General features: G+C 74.3%; 19 protein-coding genes and 1 pseudogene. 9 read left to right on the top strand and 11 right to left on the bottom strand.

Features of this window, described 5'->3' with window-relative positions; translation table 11 throughout:
* The 4 genes and pseudogenes from ACXR2U_RS14680 to ACXR2U_RS14665 form a co-directional block, all read right to left on the bottom strand.
* Nucleotides 1–1,112 (bottom strand): annotated as a pseudogene (locus ACXR2U_RS14680) (hypothetical protein); the annotation flags it as partial.
* Between the two features lie 103 nt (nt 1,113–1,215).
* Complete coding sequence (locus ACXR2U_RS14675) at nt 1,216–2,244, bottom strand: YncE family protein (protein WP_458825802.1); 1,029 nt, start codon at nt 2,242–2,244, stop codon at nt 1,216–1,218.
* Between the two features lie 17 nt (nt 2,245–2,261).
* Complete coding sequence (locus tag ACXR2U_RS14670; protein WP_458825801.1) at nt 2,262–4,229, bottom strand: AAA family ATPase; 1,968 nt, start codon at nt 4,227–4,229, stop codon at nt 2,262–2,264.
* Nucleotides 4,226–5,227 carry an aldo/keto reductase gene (locus tag ACXR2U_RS14665; protein WP_458825800.1) on the bottom strand — a complete coding sequence of 334 codons (1,002 nt, stop codon included), beginning with the start codon at nt 5,225–5,227 and terminating at the stop codon, nt 4,226–4,228. The genes ACXR2U_RS14670 and ACXR2U_RS14665 overlap by 4 nt, the downstream gene beginning before the upstream one ends.
* 205 nt (nt 5,228–5,432) lie before the next feature.
* On the opposite strand from ACXR2U_RS14665, the gene ACXR2U_RS14660 reads away from it, so the two are divergent.
* The 7 genes from ACXR2U_RS14660 (at nt 5,433) to ACXR2U_RS14630 (ending at nt 11,680) form a co-directional block, all read left to right on the top strand.
* The gene (locus ACXR2U_RS14660; protein ID WP_458825799.1) at nt 5,433–6,485 is read left to right on the top strand and encodes an LLM class F420-dependent oxidoreductase; all 1,053 of its coding nucleotides are present in this window, start codon (nt 5,433–5,435) and stop codon (nt 6,483–6,485) included.
* A complete protein-coding gene (locus ACXR2U_RS14655; RefSeq protein WP_458825798.1) occupies nt 6,482–7,312 on the top strand; it encodes an undecaprenyl-diphosphate phosphatase in 831 nt (276 codons plus the stop codon). Before ACXR2U_RS14660 ends, ACXR2U_RS14655 begins: the two co-directional genes overlap by 4 nt.
* Nucleotides 7,313–7,327: 15 nt before the next feature.
* Entirely contained in the window at nt 7,328–8,035 is a 708-nt protein-coding gene (locus ACXR2U_RS14650; RefSeq protein WP_458825797.1) for an MSMEG_4193 family putative phosphomutase, read from the top strand.
* Nucleotides 8,019–8,603 (top strand): N-acetyltransferase, encoded by a 585-nt coding sequence (locus ACXR2U_RS14645; RefSeq protein ID WP_458825796.1) that lies wholly within the window; start codon nt 8,019–8,021, stop codon nt 8,601–8,603. The genes ACXR2U_RS14650 and ACXR2U_RS14645 overlap by 17 nt, the downstream gene beginning before the upstream one ends.
* A gap of 17 nt (nt 8,604–8,620) precedes the next feature.
* A complete protein-coding gene (locus ACXR2U_RS14640; RefSeq protein WP_458825795.1) occupies nt 8,621–9,232 on the top strand; it encodes a DUF3090 family protein in 612 nt (203 codons plus the stop codon).
* Nucleotides 9,233–9,327: 95 nt separating this feature from the next.
* Nucleotides 9,328–10,053 (top strand): SCO1664 family protein, encoded by a 726-nt coding sequence (locus tag ACXR2U_RS14635; protein WP_458825805.1) that lies wholly within the window; start codon nt 9,328–9,330, stop codon nt 10,051–10,053.
* Nucleotides 10,054–10,117: 64 nt separating this feature from the next.
* A complete protein-coding gene (locus tag ACXR2U_RS14630; protein WP_458825794.1) occupies nt 10,118–11,680 on the top strand; it encodes a serine/threonine-protein kinase in 1,563 nt (520 codons plus the stop codon).
* A 157-nt stretch (nt 11,681–11,837) separates the two neighbouring features.
* On the opposite strand, the gene ACXR2U_RS14625 is transcribed toward ACXR2U_RS14630, so the two are convergent.
* Entirely contained in the window at nt 11,838–12,863 is a 1,026-nt protein-coding gene (locus ACXR2U_RS14625; RefSeq protein WP_458825793.1) for an acyl-CoA dehydrogenase family protein, read from the bottom strand.
* Entirely contained in the window at nt 12,860–13,357 is a 498-nt protein-coding gene (locus tag ACXR2U_RS14620) for a nuclear transport factor 2 family protein (RefSeq protein ID WP_458825792.1), read from the bottom strand. Before ACXR2U_RS14620 ends, ACXR2U_RS14625 begins: the two co-directional genes overlap by 4 nt.
* A gap of 210 nt (nt 13,358–13,567) precedes the next feature.
* Between ACXR2U_RS14620 and ACXR2U_RS14615 the strand changes: the two genes are divergently transcribed.
* Nucleotides 13,568–15,565: a helix-turn-helix transcriptional regulator gene (locus tag ACXR2U_RS14615; protein WP_458825791.1), complete on the top strand. Its 1,998-nt coding sequence runs from the start codon at nt 13,568–13,570 to the stop codon at nt 15,563–15,565.
* 36 nt (nt 15,566–15,601) lie between these two features.
* Here the strand turns inward: ACXR2U_RS14615 and ACXR2U_RS14610 are convergent, their stop codons facing one another.
* On the bottom strand, nt 15,602–16,066 hold the full coding sequence (locus tag ACXR2U_RS14610; RefSeq protein ID WP_458825790.1) for an SRPBCC family protein: 465 nt from the start codon (nt 16,064–16,066) through the stop codon (nt 15,602–15,604).
* 41 nt (nt 16,067–16,107) lie between these two features.
* Between ACXR2U_RS14610 and mshC the strand changes: the two genes are divergently transcribed.
* Nucleotides 16,108–17,370, top strand: coding sequence for a cysteine--1-D-myo-inosityl 2-amino-2-deoxy-alpha-D-glucopyranoside ligase (gene mshC, locus ACXR2U_RS14605; protein WP_458825789.1), 1,263 nt, complete (start codon nt 16,108–16,110; stop codon nt 17,368–17,370).
* A 6-nt stretch (nt 17,371–17,376) separates the two neighbouring features.
* Here mshC and ACXR2U_RS14600 read toward each other — a convergent pair whose 3' ends face one another.
* The 4 genes from ACXR2U_RS14600 to ACXR2U_RS14585 form a co-directional block, all read right to left on the bottom strand.
* Nucleotides 17,377–18,387 (bottom strand): carboxypeptidase-like regulatory domain-containing protein, encoded by a 1,011-nt coding sequence (locus ACXR2U_RS14600; RefSeq protein WP_458825788.1) that lies wholly within the window; start codon nt 18,385–18,387, stop codon nt 17,377–17,379.
* An 88-nt stretch (nt 18,388–18,475) separates the two neighbouring features.
* Entirely contained in the window at nt 18,476–19,537 is a 1,062-nt protein-coding gene (locus tag ACXR2U_RS14595; RefSeq protein ID WP_458825787.1) for a carboxypeptidase-like regulatory domain-containing protein, read from the bottom strand.
* Between the two features lie 141 nt (nt 19,538–19,678).
* Complete coding sequence (locus tag ACXR2U_RS14590; RefSeq protein WP_458825786.1) at nt 19,679–20,944, bottom strand: glycoside hydrolase family 3 N-terminal domain-containing protein; 1,266 nt, start codon at nt 20,942–20,944, stop codon at nt 19,679–19,681.
* Complete coding sequence (locus ACXR2U_RS14585; protein ID WP_458825785.1) at nt 20,941–21,873, bottom strand: PAC2 family protein; 933 nt, start codon at nt 21,871–21,873, stop codon at nt 20,941–20,943. Before ACXR2U_RS14585 ends, ACXR2U_RS14590 begins: the two co-directional genes overlap by 4 nt.
* Nucleotides 21,874–21,926 lie beyond the last annotated feature (53 nt).

Raw genomic sequence — 21,926 nt, 5'->3', positions numbered from 1 at the left:
CGCCAGCCGTCGCCCACGAGCCGACTCGCGCGCTCGGCCCGACGCCGGGCCGCAGCGGCGCGCGAGGGCGTCACCGCGTCGCGGACGGCGGCCACCCGGTCGGCCCAGAGGTGAGCGTTGCGTTCATCGGCACGGGTCCCGAGCGCGATGAGGTCGTCGTACGTCTCCAACGCGTCGAGGAACAGCTGCAGCTGCTCCTGCAGGGACCCGATCTCCAGGCGCAAGTGGAGGTTGAGCGGGTCGAGCTCCAGCAGTTCGTACAGCGTGCCGAGCGCCTCGTCGAACCGCCGTTCGGCCATGAGCTCCTTGGCCGACAGGTACGCCGCGAACATGTGCGGGGGGAGCGCCAGGCCACGCCAGCTCGCCCAGGGCGGTCGTCGGCACAGCTTGGTGAGGGGCAGGATCGCCGCGCCCGCGGCGAACGCGGCCCGCTCGACCGCCTCGTCCCACGACGCTGCCCACGACGTGTGGGGTGCCGCACCACCGTGCGGCAGCGTCGCGACGCTCACGGTGATCCCGTAGGGCTCGGCGCGATCCTCGCGGTGCCTGGCCGTCGCGGTGACGGTGTAGGCGTGGGTGACCCAGGTGAGCCCGAGCAAGCCGGTGACGGTTCCGAGCAGGGACGTCTCGCCGGCGGCGCCGCGCAGCAGTTCCAGGAACTCGGTGGAGCGGCCGGCGCCGGGGATCGACGCGGGGGAGTTGAGGTCGACGCGGCTGAGGCACCCGCGGAACGCGGCCGAGAGTTCGGCCTCGTTGATCTCGCCGCCGGTGGCGTTGACCAGCGGTGCCACGGCGATCGGGCCCGGCCGGCGCACGAGGGCTGCCTGCCGCCAGCGGCGGAACAGGTAGAGGGTGACCACGAGCAGGACGACCAGGACGACCGAACGCACCGGCGCTCCGAGGTCGAAGCGCCAGAGTTGGTAGAGGTGGTCGGCAGACGTCCACCACCGCGTGCGGTGGTCGGAGCCGTACGGCGTCCGGACGGCGAGGTAGCTCGACCACAGCAACGCGCCTGCGGCGAGCACACACAGCAACAGCCAGCCGAGGGGGTGGGTGGCCCGGATGGCCGCGCGCGCCGCGCGCAACCGACGTCCCTTCAGACCGTCCGCCACCTCACACCCCCGGGCGCCACCGTCGGCGACTCGGCGATCATGACCATTCCACCCGGGCGAGCGGAAGTGCGCTGCCCCAACGTGCAGGGGCGCGCGCAGTCGCCTAGGAGGTGAAGCGCGTCAGGTGCTGCACCACGCCCTCACGGGTTCCGGTGACCCAGACGTCGCGGCCGTCGGCGGCCACGGTGTTGGGCTGGCCGACCGTGGTCAGCCGCTCGAGTTCGCGCGGCGTGTCACCGCTCACGTCGAACCCGACCACGAGGTTGTCGGCGGTCAGTGTCACCCAGACCACCGGCGCCGAGGGGTCGGCCGTGATGCCGTAGGGCCCGCCCGGCAGCTGCACCGAGGACAGCTGCCGCAGCGGCGACACGGAGAACGTGATGAGGTGCCCGCCGCGGGTGTCGGTCACCACGAGCTTGTTCTCGCCGACGCGCACGCCGTGGGTGGGGCCGGCGCCGGCCGGCAGCGACGCGATCTCCCGGCCGTCGGCCACGTTCCAGGTCGACACCGAGAACGCGAAGACGTCGACGAGCGCGAAGACGTCGCCGAAGCCGATGACGCCGCCGGGCTGGTCGACCTCCCGGTACGTCTTCGGGATCCCGTCGAGGACGGTGGTGAACGAGCGGCCGAACTCGTCGCCCGCGACGTAGCCGCCGTCGACCGCCGTGGCGTCGTGTGGCGCCACCCCGACCGGGTAGCCGGTCATGGCACCGTCCGGCAGGGAGACGACCTCGAGGGTGTTGGCGTCCTCCTCGGGCACCAGCACCGGCCCACCCGGCGCGGCGAGCTGCAGGTGCCGCACGTGTCCCTTGATCGGGATCTCCCTGGTGACCGTCATGGTCGTGGTGTCGACGAGGACGAGCCGGTCCGGGTCGCGGACACCGACCGCGAGCAGCTTGGTGACCGGGTCGTAGACGATGCCCTCGGGGTCGGCGCCGACCGCGACCGTCTCGCCGCGCGGCTCCCCGGACGGCGTGGGCGCGACCGACGGTTCGGCGGCGCCGAGCCGGGCCGCCGGGGCGGCGCCGTCACCGGACGAGCAGGCGACCAGGCCGGATGCGGCGATCGCGACGAGGGCGGCGAGCAGGACGGAGCGGCGGCGGTTCACCGGACGGGTCACCTGGAGGGGCATGCCCATCCCTTCGCGGGTCACACCTCGTCGAGTTCCGTCCGCAGCCGGTCGGCCAGTCCGGTGCGGCGGCGTTGGACGCCGACCTGGCGCACGGCACGGGCCACGGCGGGGCCGGCGGCGTGGACGATCGACAGGTGCCGCTGGGCGCGGGTGAGCGCGGTGTAGACCAGCGGCCGCGACAACATCCGCATGGCCTCCGAGGGCAACACCACGACGACGGCCGGGAACTCCGAGCCCTGCGCGCGGTGCACGGTGACGGCCCAGCCGTGGGCGAGGTCGGTCAACGCGCGACCGCGGACGTTCGCCGGGCCCGAGGAGAACTCGACCGTGACGGTGCCGTTCTTGACAGCGCTCACGGTCCCGACCTCGCCGTTGGCGTAGCCGTTCGGTTCGGCCTCGAGGTGGTTGGCGGTCGCGACCACGCGGTCACCCGGATCGAACCGTTGCTTGCTGCCACGATCTCCGGGGTTGAGGACGGCCTTGAGAGCGTTGTTGAGTGCAACGGTTCCGGCCGGGCCGCCGTGCACGGGGGTCACGACCTGGACGACGTCGCTGGCGATCCCCAGCGCCCGGGGGATCGAGTCGGTGACCAGCTGCACCACGCGGTGGGCGGCCTCGCCGCCGCCCTTCGCCGCGACCAGCACCACCTCGTGGTCGGGCGTCGGTTCCACCGCCGGCAGGTCCCCGCCCCGCACCGCGGTGGCCAGACGCGCGATGGCGCCACCCTCGGCCTGCCGGTACAGCGTCGTCAGCTCGGTGGTGGGGATGTCCTCGCGGCCCGCGACGGCCTCGAGCAGGTCGGCCAGCACCTGGCCCGGCCCGACCGACGGCAGCTGGGCCGGGTCGCCCACGACCACCAGGTGGCTGCCGTCGGCGAGAGCAACCAGCAGCGCCGCGGCCAACTCGGTGTCGAGCATCGACGCCTCGTCGACGACCACGACCTCCTGGTCCAGCGGCCAGTCCTCGCCGCGGTCGAACTCCATCGACCAGGTACCGCGTTCGCGGCGGCCGCCGAGCGCCGCGGACTCCTCGTCCTCGCCCCGCGGCCGGCCCTGGCCGCCGGAGATCTGGGCTCCGAGCAGCCGGTGGATGGTCGCGGCCTCGGCGTCGGTGAGTTCCTCCAGCCGTTTGGCGGCGCGGCCGGTCGGCGCCGCCAGGGCGATGTCGACGCCGGCTGCGGCGCACTGGTCGACGATGGCCGCCACCGTCGCGCTCTTGCCGGTGCCGGGACCGCCGGTCAGCACGCTGACCCCGTGCGCCATCGCCGCGGCGACCGCTCCGCGCTGGGTCTCGTCCAGGCGCGCGACCGCCGGTCGACGCGGGTCGAACGCGAACGGTTCGGCGACGGCGACCAGCCGCGCGATCGACTCCGAGACCACGGCCTCGGCGTCGGCGAGCACGGCCGGGCTGAGGTCGTCACCGACCTCGCGGACCAGCCCGGCCTCGACGGCCGCGGCCACGGCGGCCTCCGGGTCGCCGACACCGAACGGTCCGAGCGCGTCGAGGACGTCGTCACGCGGCATGAGGGTGTGCCCGGACCGGGTCTCGACGGCCACCACGTGGGCGACCAGCGCCCGGCCGCGGCGCACGTCGTCGCGGCGGACACCCTCGACCAGCGCCCGGGCGACCCGGTCGGCGGTGTCGGGGTCGACGGTCGGGACGGCGAGCAGCGCCCAGGGGTCGTCGCCGAGGGTGCGCATGAGGTTGCGTCCGAGCACGTCGGCCGCGCGGGCGGCGAGGCGCACCTCGACCCCGGCGCGCAGCAGGACCTCGACCAGGTCGAGCGCGGGTGCCGCGGCGACGAAGGTGTCGAGGAGCTTCGGCGCGCGCAGGATGCTGATGCCCGGCAGGGCCGCGAGCGCCGAGGTGCTGACGTCGTCGCGGGTGGCGATCCCGGCGCCGGCGAGCTCGGACGCGAGCTTGGTCGGGAAGCCGGGCCACGCGCCGGACCCGGCGAAGGCGATGAACGCCGGGTCGTCGCTCACGTCGTCCGCTCGACGTCCTCGGGGTACGCGAGCGCGGGCGCCGAGACGTCGTCCAACGCGGCCCGGATCTCCTCGGGCAGCTGCAACTGCTCGCTCGCCAGCGCCGCGGTGAGCTGCCCGACGGTGCGGGCCCCGAGGATCGGGGCGACGACGCCCGGCTGGTCGCGGACCCAGGCGAGCGCGACGGCCGTGGGTGAGGTGCCCAGGCCGTCGGCCGCGGTGGCGACCGCCTCGACCACCCCGTGGGTGGTGGCGTCGTCGAGGTCGGCGACCAGACGTCCCCACCGGCCGTGGTTCTGCGTCGCGAGCCGGGAGTCCGACGGCACCCCGGCGCGGTACTTGCCGGTGAGCACCCCGCCGCCGAGCGGGGAGTAGGGGAGCAGCCCCAGGCCGAGCGCGGCCGACGCCGGCACCACCTCGCGCTCGACCCCGCGGTCGAGCAGCGAGTACCGCACCTGGTTGCTGACCAGGCGGGCCCGGCCCGGGACCGCGAGCTGCCACGCCGCCGCCCGGCCGGTGCGCCAGCCGTTGTAGTTCGAGACCCCGACGTACCGCGCCTTGCCGGAGGTCACCGCGTGGTCCAACGCCGAGAGGGTCTCCTCCATCGGCACGGTGGGATCGGGGCTGTGGACCTGCCAGAGGTCGACGTCGTCGACGCCGAGCCGCAGCAGTGAGCGGTCGAGCGCGCGCAGCAGAGTCCCGCGGGAGGCGTCGACCCACCGCTCCCCGCCGCGGCGGACGATGCCCGCCTTGGTGCCGATGACCAGTTCCTCGCGGGGGACGACGTCGCCCACCAACCGGCCGAGGATCTGCTCGGACACGCCGTCGCCGTAGCTCGCGGCGGTGTCGACGAACGTCCCGCCGGCGTCGCGGAAGGCGATCAGCAGGGCCGCCGCCTCGTCGGGGTCGGTCGCGGCCGCCTCACCGGTCCAGGTCATCGTCCCGAGCGCCAGGTGCGACACCGTCAGGCCACTGCGTCCGACCGCGCGCTGCTCCACGGCGCCCGAACCTACCGGGGGCGGCTGCCCGTGGACCGCCGACGCGGCCGGGCTGTGGACGACGGCGGACCGGACGGTCGTCACACCCGGACGAACCCTCGACGACCGGTCGAGGGTCCGCAACGGCCGTCAGTGCGAGGCTGGCCGCGCGAGGCCGCGGTCACACCGGAGCGGGACGGCGCGGTGGTGTCCTAGGGTCAGCGCCGTGGAGCTGGGTCTGAACCTCGGGTACTGGGGCGCCGGCAACGACGCCGACAACCTCGCGCTGGCGAAGGAGGCCGACACGCTCGGCTACTCCGTGGTGTGGGCGGCGGAGGCGTACGGGTCCGACGTGCCGACCGTGCTCGCCTGGGTGGGCGCGCAGACCGAGCGCATCGACATCGGCGCGGCGATCATGCAGATCCCGGCCCGCAGCCCCGCGATGGCCGCGATGACCGCCGCGACCCTCGACACCCTCTCCGGCGGCCGGTTCCGCATGGGCCTGGGCGTGTCCGGCCCGCAGGTGTCCGAGGGGTGGCACGGCGTGCGGTTCGACAAGCCGCTCGGGCGCACCCGCGAGTACGTCGACATCGTCCGGATGGCCCTCGAGCGCAAGCGGGTGAAGTACGACGGCCAGCACTACACGCTGCCGCTGCCCGACGGCCCCGGCAAGGCGCTGACCCTCACCGTCCACCCGGTCCGCGAGCGGATCCCGCTGTACCTCGCGAGCGTCGGGCCGAAGAACCTCGAGCTCACCGGCGAGATCGCCGACGGCTGGCTGTCGATCTTCTTCGCACCGAGTCACGCCGAGGAGTCACTCGGGCACCTGCGCACCGGCCGCGCCAAGGCCGGGCACGACGGCCTCGACGGGTTCGACGTGGTGGCGACCGTCCCCACGGTCGTCGGTGACGACGTGTCCGCGTGCGCCGAGCCGGTCCGCCACTACGCCGCGCTCTACGTCGGCGGCATGGGCAGCCGCGAGAAGAACTTCTACAACCGGCTGGCGTCGGACATGGGCTACGCCGAGGAGGCGGGGCGCGTGCAGGACCTCTACCTGTCGCGCGACTACGCCGGTGCGGCCGCGGCGGTCCCGGAGAAGTTCGTCGACGACACCTCCCTGCTCGGTCCGGTGGAGCGGATCGCCGAGCGGATGGCCGCCTTCGCCGAGGCGGGGGTCACCACCCTCAACATCGTGCCGTTCGCGGGCAGCCTCGAGGACCGTCGCACGATCCTGACCTCCTCGCTCGAGGCGTTGCAGGCCTCGGGCCACGCTTCGTGAGCGACGTCAGCGTCGGGCAGTCGTTCGTCTACGGCATCGTCCAGGGCCTCACCGAGTTCCTGCCGGTGAGCTCGACCGCCCACCTGCGGATCGTTCCCGCCCTCATCGGGTGGGACGACCCCGGCGCCGCGTACACGGCGGTCATCCAGCTCGGGACGTGCCTCGCGATCCTGCTGTACTTCTGGAAGGAACTGCTCAACGTCACCGTCGGGTTCGTCCGCGGGTTGTTGGACGCGGAGCTCCGTTCCGGCCTGGAGTTCCGGATGGGCGTCTACCTGATCCTCGCGACGATCCCGGTCGGGGTGTTCGGGTTGGTCTTCAGCGACCAGATCGAGACCGGCGCGCGCAACCTGTGGCTCATCGCCGCGACCCTCATCGTGTTGGCGCTCGTGCTGCTCATCGCCGAACGGGTCGGCAAGCGTGACCGTGACGAGGAGAGCCTGAACGTCAAGGACGCCCTGGCCGTCGGTGGCGCGCAGGCGCTGGCCCTGATCCCGGGGGCGTCACGCTCGGGCACGACGATCACCGCCGGGTTGTTCCGCGGGCTGGACCGGCCGACCGCGGCCCGGTTCTCGTTCCTGCTCTCGGTGCCCGCGGTCGTCCTGTCCGGGTTGTTCGAGGCCCGCAAGATCGGCGACGCCGGCGGGGCCGGCACGGCGGCGACCGTCATCGGCATCGTCGTGGCCTTCGTGGTCGGCCTCGCCTCCATCGCCTGGTTGATGCGGTGGATCTCCCGGCACGGCACCTACGTCTTCATCGTCTACCGCATCGCCCTGGGTCTGCTGCTGTTCGGGCTGCTCGGCGGCGGCGTCATCTCCGCGACCTGAACCGAGGCAACCTCTGTGTCCACCCTGCTGCTCGTCCGGCACGGCCTCACCCACATGACCGGGCCGGTGCTCGCCGGCCGCACGCCCGGCCTGCACCTCGACGACCGCGGGGACAAGCAGGCGGCCGCGGTCGCCGAGCGCCTCGCCGCCGTGCCGCTCGCCGCGATCGTCACCTCCCCGCTCGACCGTTGCCTCGACACCGCGGGGTTCGTGCGCCGCGCGCAGCAGGCGGCCGGGCGCGAACCGGAGTGGCACGTCGAGCCGCGCATCATCGAGTGCGAGTACGGCGACTGGACCGGCAAGGGCTTCAAGGAGCTCGGCAAGGACCCGATGTGGAAGGTCGTCCAGACCCAGCCCAGCGCCGCGCACTTCCCCGGGGGCGAGCGGCTCTCGCAGGTCTCCGAACGCGCCGTCGCCGCCGCACGGGAGTGGGACGCGCGCCTCGGCCCGGACGCCGTGTGGGTGGCCTGCAGCCACGGCGACGTCATCAAGGCCATCCTCGCCGACGCCTACGGCATGCACCTCGACCTGTTCCAGCGCATCGTCGTCGACCCGTGTTCGGTGTCGGTCGTGCGGTACACGGACGCGCGTCCCTACGTCCTGCGTGCCAACGACACCGGCGGCGAACTCGCCTCGTTCGCCCCGCCGAAGAAGAAGGCCCGGGCCCGCAAGAAGGCGGCGGACGCGACCGTCGGCGGGGGTGCCGGTGCCGGCGCGGTCTGAGGTCCGGCTCGCCACCGCGGCCGACCGTGACGTGGTGGTCGCGACCGTCGTGGCCGCGTTCGACCGGGACCCCGCGTTCCGCTACTTCTTCAGCGACGACTTCGTGGCCCAGGCCACGCTGTTCGCCGGTGGGCTGTTCGACCGGCGCGTCGGGCGCGGCGCGGTGTGGGTGGCGGCCGACGGTGACGCGGTGGCCATGTGGGAACCACCTCGTGACGCGGCGGAGCCGCCGGGCGACCCGGACGACGACGACCTCGACGTCCTCGACCCCGCCGCGCGGGTCCGCCTCGACGCCTGGGACCGCGCCGTGCACCACCTGATGCCGACCGGAACCCACTGGTACCTGGGGATCCTCGCCACCCACCCCCGCCGGGCCGGCGAGGGGTGGGGCCGGGTCGTCGTCGGACCCGGGCTCGCGGCGGCGCGGGCCGACGGGCTCCCGGCGTACCTGGAGACCGCGACCGCGGCCAACGTCGCGATGTACACCCGACGCGGGTGGACGGTCGTCGACGCGGTCGCGATCGCGGGGATCACCGCCACCGTCATGCGCCACGACGGCGCGGGCTGACTACCCTCGGACGGACCATGCCTCGTCAGTTGCACCTGTTCGACCGACCCCGTCGTTTCGTGGCCGGGACCGTCGGCACGCCCGGTGACCGCACCTTCTACCTGCAGGCCGCGGACGCCGCCCGCACGGTCTCGGTGGCGCTCGAGAAGCAGCAGGTCGTCGTGCTCGCCGACCGTCTCGAGCAGCTCATCGCCGAGGTCGCGAGCCGCACCGGCCGCGAGCTGCCCACCAGCGTGACCGGCGAGGTCGACACCGACGCGCTCGAGGTCCCGCTCGACGAGGAGTTCCGGGTCGGGGCCATGGGCCTCGCCTGGGACGACGACGCCGGGCTGGTCGTCATCGAGGCGCAGGCGCCGGTCGAGGACAACGACGTCGCGCAGGAGACCCTGCTCGAGGACGTCGAGGACGGCCCCGACGCGCTGCGCGTGCGGATCGAGCCGGCCGACGTGCTGGCGTTCGTCGAACGGGCCCGCCGGCTGGTCGCCGCGGGCCGCCCGCCGTGCCCGCTGTGTGGTCTCCCGATGGATCAGGGTGGGTTGCCGATCGGGTCGGCCGAGGGGGCGCAGCCCGGCGGTCACGTCTGCCCGCGCCAGAACGGCTACCACCGCGGACCCGTCAGCCCGCCGTGACGACGTCGGGGTACCCCCAGGAGAGCGGGCCCGACGACGCCGAGGACGCCGCGCAGGACGCGGACCCCTTCGCCGACCTCACCCAGGCCCGGACGATGCCCGAGGCCGATGCGCTGGAACTGCTCCGCCGCGGTGAGCTGGAGATCGAGGGTCGACTGCTCGAGGCGAGCAACGGCACCTTCTACTGCGGCGTCGAGCTCGACGGCGTGCGCGCCGCGGCCGTCTACAAGCCGGTGGCGGGAGAGCGGCCGCTCTGGGACTTCCCGGACGGCACCCTCGCCGAGCGCGAGGTCGCGGCCTACGAGGTGTCACGGCGGACGGGCTGGGACGTCGTCCCCCCGACCGTCCTGCGCGACGGCCCCGCCGGCACCGGCATGGTCCAGCTGTGGGTCGAGGTCGATCCCTCCGTCGACGTCGTGCACCTCGTCCGGACCCGCGCGGGCACCGAGAACCCCGCGCTGCGGCGGGTGGCGGTGCTCGACGCCGTGCTCAACAACGCCGACCGCAAGGGTGGGCACCTGCTGCCGGTCGCGAGCGGGGTGATCCACGGCTGCGACCACGGGTTGACGTTCCACGTCGAGAACAAGCTGCGGACGGTGCTGTGGCACTGGGCGGGTGACCCGTTGCCGGAGGACGCAGTCGGCGTGCTCGCCTCGCTCGCCGGCGCGATGCGCGGCGACGAACTGCCCGAGGTCCTGCACGGCCTGCTCACCACGCGCGAGGTGCGGTCCACCCGGCACCGGGTCGAACGGTTGCTGTCGAGGGGCGTGCTGCCGCTGCCTCCCGACGACCACCGGGCCATCCCGTGGCCGCCGTTCTGACGGCGCCGAGGCGTTACACCGCGTCGTCCGGCGTCCCTCAGCCCGGTTTGAGAGAGTGTGCGCCGTGACTGATCCGACCGCGGCCATGCCGATCCCCGAACCTGAGGACCGCGGCCCCGGCGGTGGGAACGGCGGTGGGACCGGCGGCGGGAACGGCGGAGGTCCCGGCGGGACCGTGCTGGGTGGGCGCTACCGGTTGGAGTCCGTCGCCGGACGCGGCGGGATGGCCGAGGTCTGGCGGGCCCGCGACACCGTCCTCGACCGGGTCGTCGCCGTGAAGTGGTTCACCCCGGGCGCGGGCGACGTCGCCGCCCCGGCCCGTCAGCAGGCCGAGATGAAGTTGCTGGCCGGCTTCAACCACCCCGGCCTGGTCACCGTCTACGACGCCGGTGTGCAGGAGACCCCGATGGGGGACCGGCCGTACGTCGTCATGGAGTACGTCGACGGCCCCACCCTCGCGGCGCGGCTGGCCCGCGGCCCGATGCCGGTGCCGGCGGTCATCGCGCTCGGCTCCTCGGTGGCGGGGGCGCTCGCCTACGTGCACGAACGCGGGGTGGTGCACCGCGACATCAAGCCCGGCAACATCCTGCTCGAGGGCGGCGACGACGCCGGTCCGACCACGGTCAAGCTGGCGGACTTCGGCATCGCCCGCCTCGTCGACGACGCCCGTGTCACCAAGACCGGGATGACCGTCGGCACCGCGAGTTACCTCTCCCCGGAGCAGGTCCGCGGCGAGGAGATCACCCCGAAGAGCGACGTCTACTCCCTCGCGCTGGTGCTGCTCGAGGCGTTCACCGGCACCGTCGAGTTCCCCGGTTCGCCGGTCGAGGCGGCCGTCGCGCGGCTCAACCGTGACCCGGTGATCCCGGGGACGCTCGGGCCGGTGCTCGGCCCGCTGCTGGCGGCCATGACCGCCCGCGACCCGGGGTTGCGCCCGACCGCCCGGGAGGTCGTCGACCGTCTGGCGGGCACGACCGGCGCGGTGTCCGGGCCGGCGTCGTCGACCACCACGTACATCCCGGCGGGCGGCACCGCCGCCACCGCCTACATCCCGCCGACCGGCGGGGTGCCGCGGCCGATCGTGGCGAGCCTGCCGCCGGAACCCATGCCCCCGGTGCGCCCCCTGGCCGACGACGACCCCCTCGACCGCCCCGAGCGCGCGCCCCGTCCGATCTGGCCGTGGATCGTGGCGATCGCGCTGCTGATCATCATCGGCGCGGTCGTGGCCTTCGCCGTCACCAGCGGGGGAGGCGACGACCCGGCGGGCACCACCACGACCACCCCCGCCGCCACCACCTCGGCCCCGACGACCCCGAGTGCGACCACCACCGCCCCGTCGACGCCGAGCGACACCCCGACGCAGGAGACGTCCGAGGCGCCGACGACGGAACCGCCGACGACCGCGACGGCCACCGAGACGGTCACCGAGACCCCCACGAGCACGCCGCCGACGACGTCCACACCGCCGAGCACCCCGCCGACCACCCCGACGACCCCGACGAGCAGCCCGCCGACCTCACCGGCGGGGATCGGTGACGGCCCGGGTGCCGGTGGCGGCCCGGCCGGCGGCGGTGGCCCCGGTGCCGGCGGCGGCCCCGGCGGCGCCCGCGGGACCGCCACGAACTGACCTGGACCCACCCCGAGTACCGGCGCCGACCGGGCGGGACCACCGGCCCTGACGACCAGACGTGCAGTGTCTGGTCGTTCGACGACGTGCGGAACGACGAGACCCTGCACTTCTGTGAGTCGGGCGAGGCGGGCGCGGACGCGGGTGGTGGAGTCGGTCAGGCCCGGCGGGACCGCTGGTCGGCCAGGGCCGCCTCGTGGGCGAGCGCGGCCTTGGTCGGCGACAACGCGGTGTGCCGGGCGCCGGTGACGACGTCGCACAGCGCCCGGGCGAGCGGGTGGGCGGGCGCGAGGCCGAGCGGTCCGAACGCGCCGATGAGCATCGGCATCGCGGTCTCGGCCGCACCGACCGCGCTCACCGCGAGGTCGGCCGCCGCCGCCCGGGTCGTGGCGGTCGCGGCGTCGACCGCGTCGCGGGAACCGAGCGGGGCGATCGCCCCCTCCAGCAACGCCTCGGCCCGGTCCACCCGCCGCACCGCGCCGGAGACCGCCGCCCGCACGTCGGGTCGCTCCCACCGGGGTGCCGGACCCGCCGCGGCCGCGGCGACCGTGCGGGAGGCGGCCCGCGCCGTGCCGACCACCGCCGCGGCGAAGAACAGCGTCGCGAAGAACGGCAACGGTGCGGCCGAGCCCGCCGGTGGCAGCCGCCGCCAGCGCGTCGCGGGGACCCGCACCGACTGCAGGTGGGCGGTGTCGCCGCGGGCGCCGTTCAGTCCGAGCGCCTCCCAGGTGCGCTCGATGCGCACCTCGGCGACAGGGACGAGCACCCGGACCGGGGACGGGGCACCGGCCTCGTGCACGATGGCCGTGACCCAGTCCGCCTGGTCCAACCCGCTCGAGGGCGCCGCGACGGCGTCGACGACGAGGTCGGATCCCGACCGACGGCCGTGACCCGCGGGCGCGAGGGTGCCGGCCACCAGGACGTCGGGGCCGCGCCGCCAGATCTGCTCGCCGGCCGCCTCCGGGAACTCGACCACCGCGAGGTTGGTCACCGCCGCGACCGCGGCGAGCCAGCCCGCGTCGGCGTTCCACGCCGCGACGTCGGCGATGCGCCGGGCGGCGTCGGCGACGGTCCCGGGCGTCCCGCCGAACCGGGCGGGGACGAACACCCGCAGGGCGCCGGTCGAGCGCAGGGTGGCGACGTCGGCGGGCGTGAGCAGAGCGGCCTCGGTGGTGGCCGTCACCCGGTCACCGCGGCGAGCAGCACCGTGGGGTCGCCCTCGAACCAGAGGCAGTCCATCTCGAACCGGGCGACCCGCAAGCCGTCGGCCCCGTGCCGGACGCGGAAGGTCCAGCGGTTGCCCATGAGGGCGTGGCGGGTCCGCTCGGAGCGGGGGCCCTCGCCCGGGAGGAAGTGCTGCGCGAGCGCGTACGCGGTGACGACGAAGCCGTCGCCGTCGCGCTCGACGGCGACGTTCCCGACCAGGTGCATGGTGTCGAGGGGGCCGACCGCGCCGATCATCGACGGCACGACGGTGTCGCGTCCGGACAGCACCGGGAAGTCCAGCCCGATCCGGGTCGTGGCCGCGGTGAGGTCGACGACGACGTCGTCGGTGAGCAGGTCGGTCAGCAGGGCGGCGTCGCCGGTGTCGAGCGCGCGGGCCCAGGACAGCGGGATCTGCGGCAGGGCGGCGGAGTCGGCCGTCGAGTCGGTGGGTGCGACGGTGGTGGTGCTCATGGGGTGCTCCTGGTCCGTGGGGTGTTCGTCGGTGTTCGTGGGTGTTCGTGGGGTGTTCGCGGGAGTCCGGTGACCGGGTCGGTCGCGTGCCATCGACTGTGCTGCGCCCGCCGGGGGTCCGACCTCGGTGGAACCACGCACGTTTCCCGGACCGACTCCCGGGGCCCCCACGGGTGAACCTCCCCGCCGGCCGGGGTGGACGATGGTGGCGTGGACGGCGCGACCCAGGACCCCGCCGACGGCCGTCCCGTCGACCGGCTGGGGACGCTCGAGCCCGACACGCTCGGCGCGGTGCAGACGGTGGCCGCGCTCGGACACGTCGCCGTGCGCGACGTCCCCGCGGTGCCCGGCATCTCGACGGCCGCGGTGGACGCCGCGGTGCGGGCCGGAGTCCTCGTCCTCGTCGACGGGGAGCTACGCCCGGCCGACGACGACCTCGCCGCCGCCGCGCTGGACCGGCTCCCGACCGCGGAGCGCCGCGCCGTGCACCTGGCCCTCGCGGGGTCCGGTCTGCCGTTCCCCGATGCGGTGCGGCAACGCGATCTCGGTACCCCGGACGGTGTCGACGAGGCGCTCGCCGCCGACCTGGAGCGGGCCGCGGCGAGCGCGGAACAGGCGGGTCTGGTCGGCGCCGCGCTGGACCTCTGGGCGCGCGCGACGGCGCGGACGACCCCGGGCGCGGAAGCCCGTTCCGAGCGCGAACTGCGCCTCGCCGACCAGGCGTACGTGGGGGGCCGGTCCGAGCAGACGGTGTCGGTCCTGGAGGCGGTGGACTGGACGACGTTCTCCGCAGCGCAGGCCGAACGGGCGGCCCACCTGCTGACCGCGGCCGCCTACCGCACGGCCGGGATGCCGGCGGCCCGCCAGCGGGTGGAACGGGTCCGCGCCACCCTGCCCGCAGGACACCCGCACGGGGACGTCCTCGACACCTACCTGGTGATCGCCGGCGGGAACTTCGGTGAGATCCGCACCGGCCTGGAGCGGGCGATGACCCAGGTGCGGTCCGGCCGGTTCACGCCGTCGTTCCAGCACGTCGTCCTCGGCCGGTTGGTGTACGCGGAGGTCATGACCGGCGGCGGTCTCGACGAGGGGCTGCTCGCCGACATGGCGGCGCTCGAACCGCTCGCCGACGTCCGCCTCGACGACACCGCCGAAGCGCGCCGCGCCTTCTACGCCCACGTCGTCGACGAGCCGACGGTGAGCGCCCGCGCCCTGGAGGGCTTGCTGGTCCAGGCCGAACTGGCCGACGACGCCGCCCTCGAGGACCTGCTGGTCCACGCCGGCCAGGTGGACGTGCTGCTCGGCCGGTTCGCCTCGGCCCGCCGACGGCTGCAGCGGCGCGCCGCGTACTCCGGACGCCCCCCGGAGTCGCCGGCGGCGGTGCGGGCCACGGGCCACCTCGCCCTCGAGCTCGGCGACCACGACCAGGTGGTCCGGACCATCGGGCGGGTCTCGGCGTCCGGCGCCTCGCCGATGGGGCAGTTGTCACGCGCGGTGCTGCAGGGACTGCTCGTCGTGCAGGTCGGCGGACCGGCGTCGACCGTGGTCCGGACGTTGCAGGACGCCGTCCAGATCTCCGAGAGCCTCGGGATCCGCGAACCCGGCCGTCGCCTCTGGGTGGACGTCGACCTCGCCCGCGCCCACGTCGGCCGCGGGGACCACGACCGGGCCCGAGGGATCGCCGGGACGTTGCGGCGTCTCGCCGAGGGGACCGACCGTCAGCTGCCGGTGCTGCAGGCCGACCGGATCGAGGCGTGGCTCGCCGACGCCCAGGACCGACCGAACGACCGGACCGACCGCGCGCTGGGCGTGCTGCGCGCGGCCGAGCGCATGCAGTGGTTGCCGGAACGGGCGCGGGTGACCTCCGAGATGCTGCACCTGCTGCGCGAGGCCGAGGTCGACGACGCCCGGCGGGAGTGGGTGACACGCTCGGCGCGGACGGTGCTCGCCCTGCTGGAGGACGGCGTGGCCCGCAAGGCCCTCGCCCGGGACCTCGAGGTGTGGGAGCAGGCGGACCGGCAGGCGCTCACCCCCGCCGAGCGCCGCGTCACCGACGCGGTCGTCGCCGGGCTGAGCAACCGCGAGGTCGCGGAGAAGTTGTTCCTCAGCACCCGGACCGTCGAGTCCCACCTGCGCAACGTCTACCTCAAGCTCGGGGTGACCTCGCGCAGCCAGCTCGTGGCGCGCTTCGCGGGCACCCGCACCTGACCGCTTCCGGTCGTTTCCCGCGAGCGGCAGGGGAGGTCAGCCGCGCTCGGCGGCGACGGCCTCGAGGTTCTCCAACGTGCGGGGGAGTGACCGGGCGGCGGTGTCGGGGAACCCGCTGCGCCGGAGGAACCAGCGGGTGAGGGCGGGGCGGGCGTCCCACTGCTCGGTGACCCGGGTGCGAGCCTCGCCGAGCGGCTCGAAGGTGTAGCGCCAGCGGTGGCCGTTGAAGTGCCGCCAGGCGATGAGGCGTCCCTCCTCGAACTCCACCACGCGGTTCGTGATCCGGTACCTCGCCTTGATCTCCATGTCCATCGAGAACGTTGCACCCTGCGACAACCGCTCCGGGACGTCCCCGCGGGTCGACTTCACCGAGCGCTCGCCGTCCAGACGTGGGTGCATCGACGGGTCGGCCACGATGTCGAACAGCGCCTGCGCCGGCGCGGCGATCTCCCGGGTGGCGGTGACCAGGTACCGATCGGGCGAGATGGTCGCGGGCGTCATCGGCTGATGGTCGCAGAACCGGCCCCCGCTACCGTGAACGCATGGAGTCCTGGGCCGCCCCGGCCGTCCCCGAGCTGCCCGGTCACGCCCCCGCGCTGCGCCTGTTCGACAGTTCCCGCGGCACGGTCGTCGAGACCCACCCCGGCGCGCGGGCCGGTCTCTACGTCTGCGGCATCACGCCCTACGACGCCACCCACCTCGGCCACGCCGCGACCTACCTCGCGTTCGACCTCGTGGTGCGGGCGTGGCTCGACGCCGGGCACGAGGTGCTGTACGTCCAGAACGCGACCGACGTCGACGACCCGCTGCTGGAGCGGGCGAACGCCACCGGCGAGGACTGGGAAGCCCTCGCCCACCGCGAGATCGAGCTCTACCGCCGGGACATGACGGCCCTGCGCGTGGTCCCGCCGCAGCACTACGTCGGCGCCGTCGAGGCGATCCCGGAGATCGCTCCGGCCATCGTCGACCTGCTGGAGTCGGGCGCGGCCTACCGCCTGGACGACGGCACCGGCGACGTCTACTTCGCCGTCGCCTCGGATCCCACCTTCGGCGAGGAGTCGCGGCTGACCCGCGAGCAGATGCTGCCGCTGTTCGCCGAGCGCGGTGGCGACCCCGACCGCGCCGGCAAACGCGACCCGCTGGACTCGCTGCTGTGGCGCGGCGCCCGCGAGGGTGAGCCGTCCTGGGACGCCGACGGCCTGCCCGCCGGCCGGCCGGGCTGGCACATCGAGTGCACGGTCATCGCCATGAACCGGTTGGGGTTCGGTTTCGACGTGCAGGGCGGCGGCAGCGACCTGCTCTTCCCGCACCACGAGCACAGCGCCGCGCACGGGCAGGTCCTCTCCGGCAAGCACCCGTTCGCGCACGCCTACGTCCACACCGGGATGATCGGCCTGGACGGCGAGAAGATGAGCAAGTCACGGGGGAATCTCGTCTTCGTGTCCAAGCTGCTCCAGGGCGGCGTCGACCCGATGGCGATCCGGCTGGCCCTGCTCGACGGTCACTACCGCGCCGACCGCGAGTGGACGGGCGGTCGTCTTCCCGCCGCCGAACGCCGTCTCGAGCGCTGGCGTGCGGCGGTGTCCCTGCCCGCCGGACCCGAGGCCGACCCACTGCTGCGCGCCGTGCGCAATCGCCTCGCCGACGACCTCGACACCCCCGGCGCGATCGCCGACGTCGACGTCTGGGTCGACGCCGCCCTGGAGGGTCCCGGGGCGAGCCTCGGGGACGAGGCCGTCGCCGACGACCGTGCGCCCGCGCTCGTGCGCGCCCTCGTCGACGCCCGCCTGGGCATCGCGCTGTAGCGCTCGTCAGCTGGACTGGACCAGCTTGATCGTCCCGATCGAGGTGACCTTCCCGGGCGCGAGGTCCACGTCGACCTTCGAGCACTTCTCGGTGAAGCCCGGTGCGTCGACACACCAGGTCGCGGGACCGGCCGGGAGGCCGAACACCTTGAAGGTGCCGTCGCTCCGGACGCCGTGCCCGATCGGCGGGTTGATGACCGAGGTGTACTGCGTGTAGACCGAGACGCTGGCCCCGGGGACGGGGTCGGCGGTGTTCTTCGAGACCACCGTCCCCGCGAGCCCGGACCCCCGCGGGACCGTCGTGCCCGCCGAGCTGGTGCCACCCGGCTCGACGACCGTGCGGTCGAGGCAGATGCCGGCGTACCCGAACTTCGTGGCCGGCGTCCCGGTGTGGACCTCGCCGGGCCGGCCGAAGCAGACCCACCAGCCGTAGGCCGACACGGGGAGGCGGTAGTTGCCGTTGCTGTCGGTCGTCCGGTTCGCGGTGGGCAACGTGGACGAGTCGGGGAAGAAGTCCGGCCTGGTGCCCCAGACGGTCACCGGGAGACCACCCACGCCACGACCCGCGGAGTCGACGGCCCGACCCTTCAGCACGCCGGCCCGCGGCAAGGCGGCGTCGATGGTGCGACGGCCTCCGTCGGGGACGTCGACCACGGCGGCGCCGCTCGACAGCCAGCACAGGGGGGCCGAACCCTTGAAGCACACGTCGCCGTACCCGGTGGCCGAGGTGCCGCCGGTGGCCCCCGCTCCGGAGAACTGCAGGTTGTCGCCGGTGCCCGCGAGATCGCCGGTGAAGGCGTAGCGCCCGGCGGCGTTCGTCCGGGTGCTGCGGTCGATGCTCTGGCCCCCTCCACCGGGCCCGTTCCGGTGCACGAGCGCCACCTCGACGCCGGCGAGCGGTCGCCCGTCGGAGCCGGTGACCGTCCCGGTGAGGACGCCCGGAGCAGCCGCGGTCGCCGCGGGGGCGAACCCGACAGTCAGGGCGGTGAGCGCAACGGCCACACCGAGGACGGACACGCCCCGGACGGACGGGCGGAGGAGGGAGGCGTGAGGACGGGACATGCGGAGCCTCTCGGTCGGTGTCGGTGGGGCTGGAGCGGAGCGGTCAGCTGAGCGGGTCGAGCACGATCCGGCCGACGCCGACGGTGCGGAACTCCTCCACGTCGATCTGGCCGCTGTCGGGGTCGGTGTCACAGGAGTCGCGGAACCCGTCGGCGCTCACGCAGAGCTGGTCCGCGCCCGGGCGCAGCCGTCCGAACCGGAACGTGCCGTCCGCGGCGGTGGTCGTCTGCGGGAAGTCGATGAAGCTGTAGGGGCCGACCTTGACGCTGGCACCGGCAACCGGCCGGCCGGTGCGGTCGACGACCCGGCCCGTGACGGCCCCTCCGCCGGTCAGGGTGACCGACCGCGCGACGGTGCGCCCGGTGACGACCGTGACCCGGTCCGATCCCTGGCTCAGGCAGCCCCCGATGTAGCCGTCCCGGTTCGGGGTGGCCCGCACCGGGCGCGCCTGGCCGTAGCCGAAGCACACGGCGTAGCTGGTCCAGGGCGCGGCCCGCGCGAACACCACGTTCCCGTTGGTGTCGGTGGCACCGACCGCCGCCGCGAACGGGATCGGGAACGCGTCGGGACTCTGGTCGCTGCTGGTCGGGTAGAGGTAGACGTCCATCCCGCCGACGCCCCGGTGGAGGTCGTCCACCGCCCGCAGCTCCACCCTCCCCGCCCGGACGAGGGTGACGTCGACGCCGGTGACGGTCTGACCCGCCACGAGCGTGAACCCGCGGCCGGAGTCGATCTCGCACCACGGTGCACCGCGGTAGCACCGGTCGGCGTATCCGGTCGCCGACGTCCCACCCGTCGCCCCGGCTGCGTCGAACCGCACCGACACGCCACTGGTGGGGGAGATCCCTGTGATGCGGTACCGGCCGTCGGAGCCGGACCGGGTCTTCGCCACCGTCTCCACCCAATTGGGGCCGTTCTGGACCACGGCCGACACCGTGACGCCGCCGAGCGGGTTCCCCTCGGCACCGCGGACCGTCCCGCTGATGACGGCGGTCGTGGGCGCGGCGAGGGCGGCGGGGGCGGCCGTCAGGCCGAGGGCCGAGACCGCGGCAGCGACCGCGGCGACGCGGGCGGGCCGCAGACGGAGAAGTGGGGCGAGGCGCATGGGTGATCCCGTCCATCCGGAACATCGAGTGGCGTGACGTTAACGGCACGACCTCTCGTCTGGAAGAGATCAGGGCGAGGTCAGGGCGAATCCGTGTCCGCTACCGGCACAAGGGGGACGAACAGACCGGCGAGTGGGGTCTCAGCCCAGGAGACCGAGCGACGCCTTGAGCCGCAGCACCCGCAGGGCGGCGGCGCGGACCTTCGCCGCGAAGGCGGGCTCCGCCTGGGCCTTCGCCACGAGCGCGGCTGCGAGCGACGGCGCCTGACCCGGGGCGACGTCGAGCACCAGGTCACCGCCGGCGTCGACGAACCGGGTCGCGCGGTCACCGACCGGCACGTCCGCCACCGCCGTGGCGTTCCCGAGGTCGTCGGTGACCACGACCCCGCGGAAGCCCAACGTCGACCGCAGCAGACCACTGACGACGGTGGAGGAGAAGCAGGCCTGCTGGCGGCCGTCGATGCGGGTGTAGACGGCCGAGGACACCATGATCATCCCGATGCCGGCGCGGATCGCGGCGCGGAACGGCTGCAGGTACGGGTCGCTCGCGGTCGTCACGGTGTCGGTGACCCCGGCGTGCGTGTCGGTGTTCAGGTCGACCCGACCGAGCCCGGGGAAGTGCTTGCCGGTGGCCACCACCCCCGCGGCGGCGAGGCCGGTCGCCACCGCGACGCCGTGGGCCGAGACCGTCGCGGGGTCGTGGCCGAACTCCCGGTCGTAGCCGCCGATGGGCGGGTTGTCGGCGCCGACGGGGACGGTGTCGAGCACGGGGCCGAGGTCGACCCGCACCCCGGCCGCGGCCAGTTGCCGACCCCAGGTGGTGGCGTCGCCGTGCAGGGTCGCCGGGTCGATCCGACCCTGCTCGACGCCCGAGGGCAGGGTGTCGAACCCCGGCCCGGACAACACCTGCACCTGGCCGCCCTCCTGGTCGGTCGCGACCAGCAGTGGCACACCCGCGGGCGCAGCCGCCTGCAGCTGCGCGGTGAGGTCCGCGACGGCGTCGACGCCGTCGGTGCTGCGGCCGCCGAGGAACACGTTGCCGATCGCGGCCTCACGCAACGCGTCGAACGTCGCGCCGCTGTCGTTGCCGAACCGCAGCCCGGTCATGATCAACTGGCCCGCCTGCTCGCGTAGGTCGAGGCCCGCGAGGACCTGGGTGGCGCGGTCGGTCCCGCTCGGCGCCGCACTGCTCGGAGGTGCCGGTGCGGACGTCGGAGTCGTGGGCGCCGACGTGGTGGGTGTCGGCGACGGGGTGAGGCTCGTCGGGGGCGACGGCGTCGGGGTTGACGACGCGGCGCGACCACCGCCACCGCAGGCGGCCAGCACGGCCACGGTGGTCAGGACCACCAGCACGAACGGGACGGCCGCGCCACGGCCCGCCACCACCGAGCCGGGCCGGCGCGTCACGAGTTCGGGCCGGCGAACCCGCCCGGGCCGCGGTCGCCGCGGTCCCCCCGGTCACGGCGGCGCAGCCACCGCTCGAACTCGCGGGCGATGGTGTCGCCCGAGGTCTCGCGCATGCCGCCCTCGTCGTCGCGTTCCTCGAGGTTGCGGATGTACTCGGTGACCTCGTCGTCCTCGGCCGCCATCTCGTCGACGAGCTTCTGCCACTCCTCGGCCTGCTGCGGCAACGCCTCGAGCGGCACGGTGAGGTCGAGGACCTCCTCGACCGCGTGCAGCAACGCGATGGTGGCCTTCGGGTTCGGCGGCTGCGACACGTAGTGCGGCACCGACGCCCAGAACGAGACGGCGGGGACACCGGCAGTGACGAAGGCGTCCTGCAGGATCCCGAGGATCCCGGTGGCGCCCTCGTAGCGCGAGTGCTCCAGCCCGAACCGCGCGGCCGACTCGTTGTCGTAGCTGGAGCCGCTGACCTGCACCGGGCGGGTGTGCGGGGTGTCGGACAGCATCGCGCCGAGGTTGACGGCCATGTGGATCTGCAGGTCCGACACCACCTCGATGATCTCGTCGCAGAACCCGCGCCAGCGCATGTTCGGCTCGATGCCGCGCACCAGCACCAGGTCGTAGTCGGCGCCGGGCGGGCTGCAGTACGAGACCCGGGTGGTCGGCCAGGTGACCCGGCGGGTCACACCGTCGACCAGCGACACCGTCGGTCGGTTGACCTGGAAGTCGTAGTAGTCGTCGGGGTCGATCTCGAACAGCGGCGTCGCCTGCCAGACGAGCTCCAGGTGCTCGATCGCACCCGTCGCGGCGTCGCCGGCGTCGTTCCACCCCTCGAAGGCCGCGATCATCACCGGGTCCCGCAGGGCGGGGAACGCGATGTCACCCGACGCGTCGCCCACACCCGGGTCGTCGTCGCGGTCCGGACTCACCATGCCCCGAGCCTACGGACACCACCCACCGTGACCGGCTGCGAGGCCCCCGTGTC

Source organism: Jatrophihabitans sp. YIM 134969, assembly GCF_054456675.1.
This window is presented reverse-complemented; position numbering and strand designations above follow the sequence as displayed.